Source organism: Salinivibrio sp. IB868, assembly GCF_001995655.1.
Taxonomy (GTDB): Bacteria; Pseudomonadota; Gammaproteobacteria; order Enterobacterales; family Vibrionaceae; genus Salinivibrio; species Salinivibrio siamensis.
In genome coordinates, this window is sequence record NZ_MUEW01000004.1 from 150,948 (window position 1) to 164,611 (window position 13,664).

The following is a 13,664-nucleotide window of genomic DNA, read 5'->3' on the forward strand; positions in this document are numbered from 1 at the left end:
CGCCTCCATTAAATTTTTCCATCCAACATCGCTTGATAGGCTGGTAACAACATTTGTTCTTTCATTACCCAAGCCATCCAAGTTTCTTCTGTTGGACTAATAAACGGGAAAGAAGGGAGTAATTTGCCACCGTAACCGAACTCAGCCAGAATCGCTTTGCCGAACCCAGTGATCAATGGGCAAGAGGTATATCCATTGAACTCAGCCTCTAAAGGCTTGTCGTTCAGATAACTTAAGAGGTTTGCCTCAACGATGGGAACTTGTTTTTTTACACTTGCAGCCGTTTTCGATAGCGGAATACCGGTCACATCACCAATGCCAAATACATTGGGGAAATTGGGATGTTGTAGCGTATATTGGTCTGCCGCCATCCATTCGCCCTTATGAGGACCTTGATTCCAAACCAGATCACTATGCTTGATCACATCGGGCGCACTCATTGGAGGCACGACGTGGATATAATCATACGCTTCGACTAGTGTCTTTCCCGTTGCGGTGAGTGAGAAGCGTGCTTTTTTGTTGGTCGGATCGATGCCAATCAACGTTTTCTGATCAGCAATGTCTACCCCTTGGTCACCAAAGCGCGCCATGACAAAGTCGTTATAAACGGGAATCGAAAACAATCGATCTTTAAACGGCGTGGCGAAGCTCACATCAAATGCATGACGCCGGCCAGTTTGCTCAAGACGGGCGAGAGAGGTAAAGGTCATTTTAAGTGGCGCACCTGCGCACTTGATGGGAGTTTCAGCAAGAGTAAATATAGCTTTGCCCTCGCCTTTATTCATAAACTGTTTAAACGCCGTATCCGTTGCCAGTGCACCTTCTGGCCCCGGATAAACACTACCAATACCATGCTGACCGATAAGACGTTCATCCATTCCCTCAATGTGGGTGTAATTAAGTTGGGTGCCCATGGCAACAACGAGTACGTCATAGCTGAGCGTCGTTCCATTCTCAAGTACAACTTTTTGTTGTTCAGGTAAAAACGCACTGGCATTTTGTTCATGCCAGGTTATGCCGGGAGGCAGCCATTGCTCTGTAGTTGATAAGACTTGAGATGCTTTCCATAACCCAGATGCCACCAAAGTTTGTCCAGGCTGATACAGGTGACGCTTACGTGCACCCACTAATACTATCTGATCAGCGGAAAGGTGTTGCACAAGGCGATTAGCCAACGAGATACCGGCAGCGCCATTCCCGACAATAACGACCTTGGCGCGCGTCTGAGCGCGTGAGGGTAAGCTTGCCGGCATCAAGCTTATCGCGCCTGCGCCTGCCAGTAGTTTTAAAAATCGGCGTCGTTCTAGATTCGAATTTTGATACGACATGACCACCCTCGCTAATTAAGATATCACTTAATTAGTAGTTTCGAATCAAAATAAGCGCAACATCATTAGATAGCTTTTGTGGCTTTATTCACAATTCAATCAAGAGTCATTACCGCATTAACCACCAGCGCATTAAGCGTTTGTACCAGCGGTTGTACGGGGGTTTGACTAAAAAGCTGGTGTCCCATTTATCACGGGTGAGGACGGTTTTACGGTGGCTAAAGGTATAAAAGCCTTCAATACCGTGGTAATGCCCCATGCCAGAGTCACCAATGCCGCCAAAAGGCGCATCTTCGGCAGCGACATGGAACAAGGTTTCATTAATCCCCATACCGCCAGCGTGAAGCTGCGTGGTGACCTGCGCGCGTATCTCAGCGTCATTGCTCATCAAATACAAAGCGAGCGGTCGCGGGCGCGCCTGAATATAACGCAATGCCTCAGAGATATCTTGATAGGTAACCACAGGCAGGAGCGGGCCAAAAATCTCTTCTTGCATCACCCGCATATCATCGGTGACTTGGGTCAGTAGCTGAGTTGGCCAGCGTCGTTTTGCCGCAGTTGGCATGGTTTGCTGGTCGAGTGCACACCAGCGACGCGCACCCTTATCGAGCGCATCTTGGAGTGTTTCTTCTAGCCGCGTCGCTTGGGGTTGATTAACGATCTGGCTGTAATCTTGATTGGCCTCAAAGTCAGGATACATAGCACGAAATGCACGTTGATAGGCGTGTATAAAGGCTTCTTGCCGATGTTCAGGGCAAAGCACATAGTCGGGGGCAACACATATCTGCCCAGCATTTAAGCACTTCCCGTAAATGAGCCGTGAGACAGCCACGTCCATATCAATTTGATCATCAATGATCACCGGCGATTTACCCCCAAGTTCGAGGGTCACCGGGGTCAAATTATCGGCCGCCGCCAGCATGACTTGACGTCCGACCTGGGTTGAGCCGGTGAAAAAGAGATGGTCGAACTCTAACTCGGTAAAGCGGCGCGACACTTCAACTTCACCTTCAACCACGGCCACTTCGTTTGGGCTAAACACCTCAGCGATTAACGCGCGTAATACCTGGTTGGTGTTGGGCGTGAACTCCGAAAGCTTAAGCATTACCCGATTGCCCGCGGCCAACGCGCAAATCAGCGGACTCACTGCCAGCATAACCGGAAAGTTCCAAGGCACAATGATCCCAACCACGCCTTTTGGCTGGGAGTGCACGACCAATTTGGTGCCTAGCAAAGTAATACCAGGACGCCGTTTTTGCGGCTTCATCCATCGCTTTAATCGATGACGGGTGTAATCAATTTGGTGCAGCAAAGGCAAGATGTCGGCAATTTCAGTATCAACGGGCGCACGGTAGCCGTAATCGTCGCTAAGGGCTTGTTGTAACGCAGACGATTTTTGCTTGATGGCCTGACGCAAGCGCAGAAGTGCGTCGCGACGATGGCTGTACTCTAAAAAAGGACACTGAGACACCTGTTCTTTTTGCGCGTCGAATGTCTCTCGCATCTCTTTAACCGTTTCCAACCACTGTGAGCCTGACTCTGTCATCCTTGCCTCCTCTGCCGATACAAGATCGCGATACACCACTTCTTCATTGATGACATAGCCACCTTGTTTACGCAACAGCGCTTGACCGATATAGCGTCACTGTTCACAGGCCCCTCTCCGCGCAAACCTGATCGTTATCATGATAAAGCTCACAACATCATCATTATTTCCATACATTTTGCGAGGAATAACAAATACGAAACAAAAAGTAACGTCATATTCACAAAGCAAGTTTAGTATACTCCTCGCCTAATAAATAAGACAACACACTCCGCTCACTTAAACAGGCTGAGTGGGCGTCATCACTGTGCCAACAACATACCAATGAGCAAATTAAAACGATGAGACGAAATCAAGACATTACCGATGCCGTTGGCGAAACCTTCTCGATCCATGTCAATGGCGAGACGGTTCCCGCCATCGCTGGAGAAAGCGTGCTAAGCACTTTGCTCGCAAGCAATATCCGTGCGCTATCTAAAAATGATTATGGCCGATTAGCGAGTGCCTATTGCGGCATGGGCGTGTGTCATTGCTGCACGCTGGAAATCAACGCCCGCCATAAACAACGTGCGTGCCAAGTCGCCGTTCAGCCGGATATGGATGTCCGCACTGAAGCCAACATTGTGGTTGAGAACACGGATCTTGAAAGCCACACCGTCGAGCAAGGAGAAACCCATGTCTAAGCCTGTTGTTATTGTTGGTGCTGGACCTGCTGGTCTCTCTGCAGCGGTCACACTGGCCAAGCACAAGGTCGCCAGTATTATTGTTGATGAAGCCCCCAAACCCGGTGGCGTCGTCTATCGTGGCCCGTGGCGAGAGACTAACGCGCTGCCCCATTTGGATGACAAATGGAAGGCCACCTCACAAACCCTGCGCGAACAATATCACCAGCATCAGGATTTGATTGACCTACGCAGTTTGACGCGGGTACTGGGGCCAATGGCGGATCAACATCTCCTCACTGCTCATGAAGATACGCTATCAACGATTGACTATGAGCAGTTGATCCTCGCCACCGGTTGCCAAGAGCGCAGCATTCCCTTTCCTGGCTGGGATCTGCCAGGGGTGATGCTTCTTGGGGGGATCCAACTGCAAATAAAAAGCGGCTTGGTTCGTCCCGGGCACCGCTGCGTGATCACCGGCACAGGGCCTTTGCTTGTACTGGTTGCTTGTCAGCTTCACAAAGCCGGTTGTGATATCGCCGGTATCTATGAAGCGGCGCCGTTTAAAGACTTGGCACGTGAAACGCTCGCCCTCCTCAACCGTCCACAGCTCGCGCTAGATGGCCTCTCCATGATGATGTATCTCAAACGCCACCATATCCCGATGCATTACGGTTGGGGCGTAGTCAAAGCCTCAGGTGACCCTCAAGTCGAGCACGTCACGGTAGCCCCCTACAGTGAAGACTGGCACCCAGATGTTAGCCGTGCCGAAACCATAAATGCTGATTTGCTTGGTGTGGGTTACGGCTTTGCGGCACGCTCTCAGCTTGCGCAACTAATGGGACTAGATATGCAGTACGATCACATGAGCGGGGCGATCCCCGTGGTGGACGAGTGGCAACGAGCCAGTGTCGACAATGTTTACTGCGCCGGTGATACCGTGAAATTTGCCGGCGCAGAAGCCGCCATGTTGGAAGGAAAGATTGCGGCGTACTCCGCACTGAAGGCACGCAATATTTCAATGCCTAATCTTGACAATGAGTTTAAGGCTCTGCGTCATCAGCTCGAAAAGAGCTACCGTTTCCGTAAAGGCTTTGATACGGCAGGCTACCGTCGTCCAGGCCTGCTCAGTTTGCCGGGAAAAGACACAGTGATCTGTCGCTGCGAGCAAGTGAAAAAGGCGGACATTGATAACGCCATCAATCAAGGCGTCAAGGATGTGATTACGTTGAAAATGCGTACCCGCGTTACCATGGGTGACTGCCAAGGAAAAACCTGTGCGCACTACTGCTACGACCGACTCAATGAGAGCACGACGTCGCCTCAGCCTTTGATTCGCCCTCGATTCCCACTCGACCCTATTCCTTTTGCTGCGTTGGAGGATGACGCATGAAACAGTACGACATCGTAATTTGTGGCGGCGGCGTGATCGGCGCATCGGTGGCTTATCATTTAAGCCGCGAGCGCGACTTATCCATCGCCGTTGTGGACTATAAATACCCCGGAAACGCCTCGCGTGCGTCAGCCGGTGGTCTATGGGCGATGGGCGAGTCAACCGGCCTTGGCTGCGGCGTTATCCTGTTTAAGACCCTTTCTAAGCAGATGCAAGAAAGCGGCGAAGGTGGATCACCAGAGATCAAACCGCACATTATGCCCAAGCCGTTCTTCGATATGGCGATGCTGTCTAACCAGCTCTATCCGGCATTGTATGATGATTTGCTGACGCATCACGGTGTGGACTTTAAGTTTGAGCGTACTGGTTTGAAGTTTGTCATGTTTGATAAGTACGACAAACTCTATGCCGAACATATTGCGGCCGCCATTCCTGATCGCCAAGAGCATGTCCGTTGGGTGTCTCAAGAAGATCTTCACGCACAAGAGCCTAACGTGTCGCGTGCGGCAATTGGTGCGATGGAGTTTGAGGGTGATCACCAAATCAATCCCTATCGCCTTAACGAGGCCTATTTGGAAGCAGCACGGCAGAACGGTGTCGAGCTATACCTCAATACCAAAGTCACGGGTGTGGTGAGACAAGGTAACCGCGTTGTCGCGGTTGAAACAGAAAACGGCAAGCTAGGTTGTGGCACCATGATCAATGCGGGTGGCGCATGGGCGGAAAAACTCAGCTTGTGGGCAACGGGGATGCCAATGCCTGTCTTCCCAGTCAAAGGCCAAGTGATCGTCTCCGAGAAGCTACCTAAGCTTTTAAATGGCTGTTTAACCACCAGTGATTGTTATATCGCCCAAAAAGATAACGGCGAAGTCTTGATTGGCTCAACCACCGAAGAGCGTGGTTTTGACACCACCACAGACATGAAGTACATCAAACAGCTGGCACAAGGCGCCATGAAGTCTATCCCCGAGCTGAAGAAGATGAATATCAAGCGCTGCTGGGCAGGCTTGCGTCCGGGCTCACCGGATGAGCTGCCGATTCTTGGTGCAGTGCCGGGTATTGACGGTTACCTCAATGCATGTGGGCATTTCCGTACCGGTATGTTGACCTCTGCCATCACCGGAAAGGTGATGAATGAAGTGGTACGTGGTCTGCCAACCACCATTGATCTCGCGCCGTTCTCCTATACACGCTTTTTGGACAGCCAAGGAAAAATGATCGGGAATTACCACTTAGACGTGGCCTTACCTTAACTGCCAAACGGCCCTAACGGTCTTCAAAGCCTGCTCGCCGCAGGCTTTTTTGTTATTAAGCTGTAACTTATCGATGACTTTCGCGATCAATTTAGCGCGATAGCCCACAGAAAAGCAGCACGATTATCGAGCAAAGATTGTCGCTTTATTGATCTCAGGCTTATACTGGAACAAACTCAGTTTAACGCCAGCTTTATTCGCTGATATCGAAAGGAAATGTGGTAGGCATGAACGACGAGCCATCAAAAAACGAAATACTGACGGAAAGTGGTACGAATGAGCTAGAAATCATTGAGTTTCACTTAATCAAGCAACTTCCTGACGGCAGTACCAAAACCTGCTATTACGGTATCAACGTTGCCAAGGTTCGCGAAGTTATCCAAGTTCCGGAAACCACTGACTATCCAAACGCCCAAGCGCACATGATTGGGGTGTTTTCGTCACGCGACAAGCTAACGCCACTGATTGATCTCGCAGGCTGGTTAGGCGTCCCGACGCGTCCAGAGAAAGACAATAAGTTTGTGATTGTCACCGACTTTAACAACATGACTAATGGGTTTTTGATTGACAGTATTAGTCGTATCCATCGTATTTCCTGGGAAGCGGTTGAGTCCCCAAGCCAATTTTTAGAAGCAGGCGAGCAAGATTGTGTGGTCGCCGTTGTCCGCAAAGACAACAACCTGATTATGATCCTGGATTTTGAGAAAATCATTGCCGATATTAACCCTGAGTTGAGTATGGAAAAATACGATGTCACTCAGGACAGAAACGTCAACATTTCCGAATCCAGCGCGAAAAAACGCGAAGCAAAAACGATTTTAGTGGTGGACGATTCCGCCTTCATCCGTAGCTTGATTGAGAACACGCTACGCTCAGCTGGCTTTAACATTATATCGGCCAAAGATGGTGGCGAGGCCTTTGACAAACTCACCGAATTCGAACGCATTTCCAAAGAAGAAGGTGTGTCGATCAATGAGTTTGTGGATGCGATTGTGTCAGACGTAGAGATGCCACGAATGGACGGTATGCACTTAGTCAAACGCCTCAGAGAGATGGATACCTATAAAACCATGCCTATTATCATGTTCTCGTCGATCATGAGCGAAGATAACCGCGCTAAGGCTCTGCAATTGGGCGCCAATGATACCATCACCAAACCCGAAATCGGTCGCATGGTTAGCCTGGCTGATACCTATGTATTTGGCGCACCACTTGATGATTAATCAACGATAAAGGCCAACATAGTGAACAAAACAAAGGCTGCACATTGGCAGCCTTTGTTCGTTTTAGCGTGACAACAAAGTTGTCAGTCAAGCCATTAACTATCGGCTCATTAACTGTTGGTTACCTGTGAGCGGTGACTTTCACGGTAACGGTGACTGGCAAAATAACGTTTAGCAGCTTGGTTTACCTTAGGCGCCAACAGCAACGCGGAGACCATGGTGGGCACTGCCATCAGCCCATACGCCCCAATGAGGAATAAGAACACCACATCCAGCGATAATACCGCTCCCAGCACCACAAGCGATAAGTATAGGTACTTATAATACTGACCCGCCTGCTCGCCAAATAGATACACAAAGCATTTATAGCCGTAATACCAAAATGTAAATACCGTGGTGAAAGACAAAACTAACACCTGTGCCGCCAATAACCACGCCCCTGGCGCGCCAAAGGCCGCTTTAAATGCCGCCATGGTCAGACTAACACCTTGCATGCCCTCGGCTTGATCAAGCACACCGGTCACCAAGATCACTAGCGCAGTGCAACTACAGACAATTAAGGTATCAATGATAGGACCTAGGCTAGCGACCAATCCTTCTCGGACTGGCTCATTGGTTTTTGCCGCGCTGTGTGCCATGACCTCGGTGCCAATCCCGGCTTCATTAGAGAAAGCACCACGACTCACCCCCACAATAATCACACTGATCAGGCCACCGAACATCGCATCCGGTGAAAAAGCACTGGCGAAAATCGACTGAAACACGCCAGGCACGCGCTCGGCATTAAGTGCCAAAGCGGCGATCGCCATCACCATATAGCTGCCCGCCATCAAAGGCACTAGCGCACCAGCAACATCAGCCACACGCTGCAAGCCACCCCAGATCACCATACCGACGAAGACCGCCAGTACAATGCCCAGTGCCCAAGAGAACGCACTACTCTCTAGCCAAGCGATCCCCGGAAATAGCTGAGTTTGCACCACGGCACCAAGCTGGTTAATTTGGAAAGACGGCACAAATCCCATCAAGCCGGCAATGGCAAACATCACCGCTAACCATTTAAATTTTGGCCCTAAACCGTGCCGAACCGTATACATGGGGCCACCGTGGACATTGCCGTTCGCATCTTCGTGACGATACATGACCCCCAATGTACAGGTATAAAACTTGGTTGAGACTCCTAGTAATGCCGTTAACCACATCCAAAACACCGCACCGGGTCCACCTGCGCTGAGCGCCAGTGCCACGCCGGCAATATTACCAAGGCCCAAAGTGCCGGAGAGAGCGGCGGCGAGCGCCTTGCGATGAGATAAATCACCATGGCCACTGCCATCGTCCACCTTACCGGTTAACAGCTTGATACTGTGTGCCATATACCGAAACGGCGTGAGTTTGCCATAAAGGGTAAAGAAAACCCCGCCACCAACCAATAAGATCAGCATCGGCTTACCCCAGATAAACCCGACAAATGCGTTAATCCATTCTTCAATCATGTTTTGCATCCTTTCTTGATGCTTGGCTAATTACTTTGCTTACTAGACCACTGTCTAGCCGATGCACGCCAACCAACAAAATAATTAGACCATAAAGCAATAAAACCATTCTGGCGTGACTAAAAACCCATTCAAACTAAGTCCAAACACGCTTTCAGGCGATAGAAACTCCGTTCATACGTGATGTTGATCTCATAAAAACCAGACGTTATTGAATAACTAACAATACAATTTGATTTGAACACAAAGTAGAGTGCATCGCCTTCGTCGCTATCAGAGCGCTCGATATTTAACCTTACTTTTATCCGGTGTTTTGCGTCAGTAGCATTCGCTATACTCCGCGCTCACGTATACATACACCACCCATGCACTGGATTTACGCTCCAGCCAGCAAGAGGAAACAACATGTCTAAATATGTCATTTGTGCCTTATATAAATTTGTCACACTCGACGACTACCAGTCTTTGCAAGCACCATTGCTTGAAGTAATGGAAGCCAACCAAATAGGCGGCACGCTCCTTCTCGCCCAGGAAGGCATAAATGGCACAGTAGCAGCGACAAGAGAAAATATGGATGCGCTGTTTGCGTGGTTTAGAAATGACCCACGCCTAGCGGATATTGACTATAAAGAGTCGTTCGAAGACAGCCAGCCATTTAGTCGCACCAAGGTAAAACTCAAAAAAGAAATTGTGACCATGGGGGTTGAAGGCATCGATCCGCGCCAAAGCGTGGGCACTTATGTCAAACCAACAGAGTGGAATCAATTAATCAGCGATCCAGATGTGTTAGTGATCGATACGCGTAATGATTACGAAATCGAGATTGGTACCTTTGAACGAGCCGTTAATCCGCATACAGATAGCTTCCGTGAATTCCCAGACTATGTTGAACAGCAGCTTGACCCTAGCACGCACAAAAAAGTCGCCATGTTTTGTACCGGCGGGATCCGCTGTGAAAAATCGACCGCTTTTTTGAAAGAAAAAGGCTTTGATGAGGTGTATCACCTAGAAGGCGGGATCCTTAAGTACCTCGAAGAAGTGCCTGAGAGTGAAAGCTTGTGGAACGGAGAGTGTTATGTCTTCGACAGCCGTGTTGCCGTTAATCACGATTTGGAGCGAGGGTCTTACGCAATGTGTAATGCCTGTCGCCTTCCCATCACGCAAGCGGACATGGAAAGCGAACACTATGAGCAAGGCGTCTCTTGCCCTAAATGCATCGACAAACACACCGACGCCCAAAAGGCAGCGTTTCGAGAGCGAGAGTACCAAGTCCGTCTTGCACGAGAACGCGGTGAACAGCACGTCGGCGGTGAGGCGAGAAAGATCATTGAACAACGTCGCGCAATGAAAAAATTCCGGCGCCAACATCAAAATCAAGATAAATAATAATACAAAAACGGCACGCTAGACGTGCCGTTTTTTATGATATTGGGCAGGGCTAACGTATAGTAAAAGCTGGATTGTTTTACCGATGGCGTCTGTGCTGAATAAAAAGGAGTGAATAAGCGTGTTTATAGGTCCCTTTTATAGCTTGGTCGCCGCGTGTTTATTCACGATCAGCTGGTGGATACCTAACGTCCTTCTTACCTTGCTTTTGTCATGGTGTGCGGCAGCATTTTTCGCCGTTAGTATCGCTTATTGGCGCAATCAGCCTCGCCTTTTTCGCAAACGCCAGTCCGGGCAGTTGCCTCGCATCAGCCAGTGGGTGTTTGCGCCATTTTTCACCTTTACCCACCTGTACAATCGTTGGGCAAGAAAACGCGATGTTGCACCGCCCGTCCAGCAAGTCGCCCCTGGGCTCTATGTCGGTGCTCGTCTGACCTACAAAGACATCCCCGATCTGCAAGCGCAAGGTATTGATGGAATATTAGATGTTACCGCTGAATTCGAGAGCGTCGACCGTTTCACACAATCACAGGCTGTCGCCTATCTCTCGGTGCCCGTATTGGATCATGCCTATCCCTCGCGTAGCCAACTGATGCGCGCGTTACAATGGCTGCATCAACAGCGACAAGCCGGACACAAGGTGGTGGTGCATTGTGCACTAGGACGCGGACGGTCCGTGATGGTTGTTGCCGCCTATCTTTGGGCACTTTCTCCCCACCATTCGCTCGAGGATGTGCTTGGTGACATCAAAATGGTACGCCCCAAAGCACACTTGAATCAGCGCCAGCGCCGCGCTTTAGTGCGTTTTCAGCAAAGCGGTGCGTTGCGGTTGGCGCGTCCCATTGCCTGGATCATTGCTAACCCTGCTGCAGGTGGAAAGAAATGGCGTAAGCACCGCGACTATATTCAGGCCTATTTAGGTGACGGGTATCGGTTAGTCGTCCATCAGACACGCCATAATCGTCGTAGTTATCAACTCGCTTGCCGCGCTGTGTCACAACAGGCTGATGTGGTGATCGCCGCCGGTGGGGACGGCACTGTGAACGCCGTTGCGCGAGCACTGATTAACACCGCAATCCCTTTAGGCGTATTACCGCTTGGCACCGCAAACGCCTTATGCCATGCATTGTGGGGGATAAAGACCAAATTTTTAAATATTGATGCCGCTTGCGATGTCATTTTAGATGGGACGCCACGAACCATCGACACCGCACGCTGTAACGGCAAAGTGGCGTTGTTAGTCGTGGGCGTTGGCTTTGAACAACAAATGATTCGCCACGCCGCTCGGGAGCAGAAAAATCAATTAGGCCAGTGGGCGTATTTGCAGGGTCTACTCGGGGCTGCCAGTCAAAATCAAGCCATCGATCTCACCGTTCAATTCGATCACCAAGCGCCTCAGTTGATCCGCACAACCAGTATGGTGGTCGCCAATGCCGCACCAATGACAACCTTATTAGCCCAAGGGCAAGGCCAACCAAATTATGCCGACGGCAAACTCGATGTCACTTGGCTCACCGCGAGTTCTACCAAAACAGATACCGCGTTGTCCCTCATGGAATTAGCATTCGCGAGTCTGTTTGAAACACGATTAGGCCGCTTTACTCACTATCAACAAGTCACACGCGTCTCGATACGTGCTACATCAGTCATTGACTATGTCATTGACGGCGAGCTTTATCGCGACCGAAAACTAACGATTGACGCGCAGCCTCAATCACTCGCGATCCTGTCTCCGCCTCTTCCTGATACCGCTCAATCAGACGATAATGCATGATATTGCTGGAGTTTGTTGTATAAGGTTTTAGGGCTGATCCCAAGCGCCTTAGCCGTACGCTGACGGTTTCCTTGACAGCGCGCGAGTGTTTGTAAAATCGCTGCTTTTTCGAGTTCATCAAGTCTGATTCCCTCTGGCAGCGAAAGCGCCTCAACCGCTGTTGACGGATCATCAGCCATCACGTTAGTGGGTAGGTCCGTGACTTCAATGCACCCATTACTCAATAGAAAGCCATGCTCAATAGCATGTTTGAGTTCACGTACATTCCCTGGCCAGTGGTAGTGCTGGACGTGCTCGAGCGCGTTATCGCTAATGCTCACGGTTGTCTGATGATTAAAATTCAATTCAGCGAGGAAATGCGTGGTCAGTGCATGAATGTCATCTCCTCGTGCCCTTAATGGCGGCACCGTCACCACAAATTGTGCCAAGCGATAATAAATATCCTCACGAAGCTTGCCTTGCTGAATCGCCTCTTGCGCGTCGCGATTGGTGGCGGCCAAAAGACGCACATTCGCTTTTTGATTGCGTGTCGAACCAACTGGGCGGTATTCCCCTGACTCCAGCACCCTCAATAATTTCACTTGCAGCGACTGGGGCATTTCCGTTATTTCATCGAGAAACACCGTTCCCCCTTCGGCTTGGTAAAAAATCCCTTGGTGATCCTGATGCGCGCCAGTGAACGCCCCTTTGACATGACCAAACAACTCACTTTCGATCAGTTCTGGGCTCAGCGCCCCACAGTTGACCGCCATAAAAGGGGCATCCCCCCCTTGGCTTCGCCTCTCCATCCCGCCTATACCAGTCGGTCGACCCAAGCCATGGAGTGTTTTTGCGACATGCTCCTTGCCCACCCCACTCTCACCGATGATAAACACATTCGCTTTCGTTGGACCTAGTCGTTGAAGCTGGCGGTACAGGGCCAGCATCGGGCTTGATGAGCCCAATAAATAGCCGTATTGATCTGCCTGACTAGTAATAACGGGGGTACCCTGTGATTGCCCACGATCCTCACCGCGCATCTGATCAATAACGAGATGCTGGAAGGCCTGCTTATCGATAGGACGACGAAATACCGTCGCAGCCATGTCTTGGGCGTGGTGATTCCAAGCAGGAAAGGGCGCGCCATCAGTCAATAACACCCATTGCGTGTGGGTAATACGCGTCATGATGGCGAGCAGCTCATCGATATCGCCATCCTTGGTGTCAACATCTATTACGACCCAGTCAGGGTCATCAACCTGACACGCTTCTAACAGTGCGGCTAACGTATCAAACCACACCACGTTCGTCGCTCGCGCGTTAAGCGCCACCTTTAACATCTGACGCAAAGAGACATCTGTCGACTGAGGTAAATAGGCGAACAAGCAAGACATATACATCGCATTCCTTCCAAGCGTTTTCTTGTTCTAGACTGCCATATCCAACCCCAGTTATTAAGTAATAATTGCAAACACATAGGAAATAATTACCTAAAAGGAAAAACCATCAAATCATCAACCACTAGATAAGCTGTTGATATTTAGATTTTTTTAAAATTGGCATAGATTTCGCTTTTGGAAGCCTAGCAGCGCCACAACGTTGCTCACACTCATTGAAAAAGGAGGAT

General features: G+C 49.9%; 10 protein-coding genes. 6 read left to right on the top strand and 4 right to left on the bottom strand.

The window, feature by feature from the left end:
- Positions 1-8: 8 nt before the first annotated feature.
- Together BZG20_RS06205 and BZG20_RS06210 are read right to left on the bottom strand one after the other, a co-directional pair.
- A complete protein-coding gene (locus BZG20_RS06205; protein ID WP_077578451.1) occupies positions 9-1,328 on the bottom strand; it encodes an FAD/NAD(P)-binding oxidoreductase in 1,320 nt (439 codons plus the stop codon).
- A gap of 109 nt (positions 1,329-1,437) precedes the next feature.
- Complete coding sequence (locus BZG20_RS06210; RefSeq protein ID WP_241829522.1) at positions 1,438-2,949, bottom strand: coniferyl aldehyde dehydrogenase; 1,512 nt, start codon at positions 2,947-2,949, stop codon at positions 1,438-1,440.
- Positions 2,950-3,215: 266 nt separating this feature from the next.
- Between BZG20_RS06210 and BZG20_RS06215 the strand changes: the two genes are divergently transcribed.
- From BZG20_RS06215 to BZG20_RS06230, 4 genes are all read left to right on the top strand, one after another.
- Positions 3,216-3,557 carry a (2Fe-2S)-binding protein gene (locus tag BZG20_RS06215; protein ID WP_077578453.1) on the top strand — a complete coding sequence of 114 codons (342 nt, stop codon included), beginning with the start codon at positions 3,216-3,218 and terminating at the stop codon, positions 3,555-3,557.
- Complete coding sequence (locus BZG20_RS06220) at positions 3,550-4,929, top strand: FAD/NAD(P)-binding oxidoreductase (RefSeq protein ID WP_077578454.1); 1,380 nt, start codon at positions 3,550-3,552, stop codon at positions 4,927-4,929. The genes BZG20_RS06215 and BZG20_RS06220 overlap by 8 nt, the downstream gene beginning before the upstream one ends.
- Entirely contained in the window at positions 4,926-6,182 is a 1,257-nt protein-coding gene (locus tag BZG20_RS06225; protein ID WP_077578455.1) for an FAD-dependent oxidoreductase, read from the top strand. Before BZG20_RS06220 ends, BZG20_RS06225 begins: the two co-directional genes overlap by 4 nt.
- A gap of 227 nt (positions 6,183-6,409) precedes the next feature.
- A complete protein-coding gene (locus tag BZG20_RS06230) occupies positions 6,410-7,405 on the top strand; it encodes a chemotaxis protein (RefSeq protein WP_077578456.1) in 996 nt (331 codons plus the stop codon).
- A gap of 110 nt (positions 7,406-7,515) precedes the next feature.
- Here BZG20_RS06230 and BZG20_RS06235 read toward each other — a convergent pair whose 3' ends face one another.
- The gene (locus BZG20_RS06235; RefSeq protein WP_198531458.1) at positions 7,516-8,898 is read right to left on the bottom strand and encodes an amino acid carrier protein; all 1,383 of its coding nucleotides are present in this window, start codon (positions 8,896-8,898) and stop codon (positions 7,516-7,518) included.
- 405 nt (positions 8,899-9,303) lie between these two features.
- Between BZG20_RS06235 and BZG20_RS06240 the strand changes: the two genes are divergently transcribed.
- Both BZG20_RS06240 and BZG20_RS06245 read left to right on the top strand, forming a co-directional pair.
- Positions 9,304-10,284 carry a rhodanese-related sulfurtransferase gene (locus BZG20_RS06240; protein WP_046075682.1) on the top strand — a complete coding sequence of 327 codons (981 nt, stop codon included), beginning with the start codon at positions 9,304-9,306 and terminating at the stop codon, positions 10,282-10,284.
- Between the two features lie 121 nt (positions 10,285-10,405).
- Entirely contained in the window at positions 10,406-12,058 is a 1,653-nt protein-coding gene (locus BZG20_RS06245) for a diacylglycerol kinase family protein (RefSeq protein WP_158010022.1), read from the top strand.
- On the opposite strand, the gene BZG20_RS06250 is transcribed toward BZG20_RS06245, so the two are convergent.
- Positions 12,037-13,431: a sigma-54 dependent transcriptional regulator gene (locus tag BZG20_RS06250; protein ID WP_198531459.1), complete on the bottom strand. Its 1,395-nt coding sequence runs from the start codon at positions 13,429-13,431 to the stop codon at positions 12,037-12,039. The genes BZG20_RS06245 and BZG20_RS06250 overlap by 22 nt on opposite strands.
- Between the last annotated feature and the right edge of the window lie 233 nt (positions 13,432-13,664).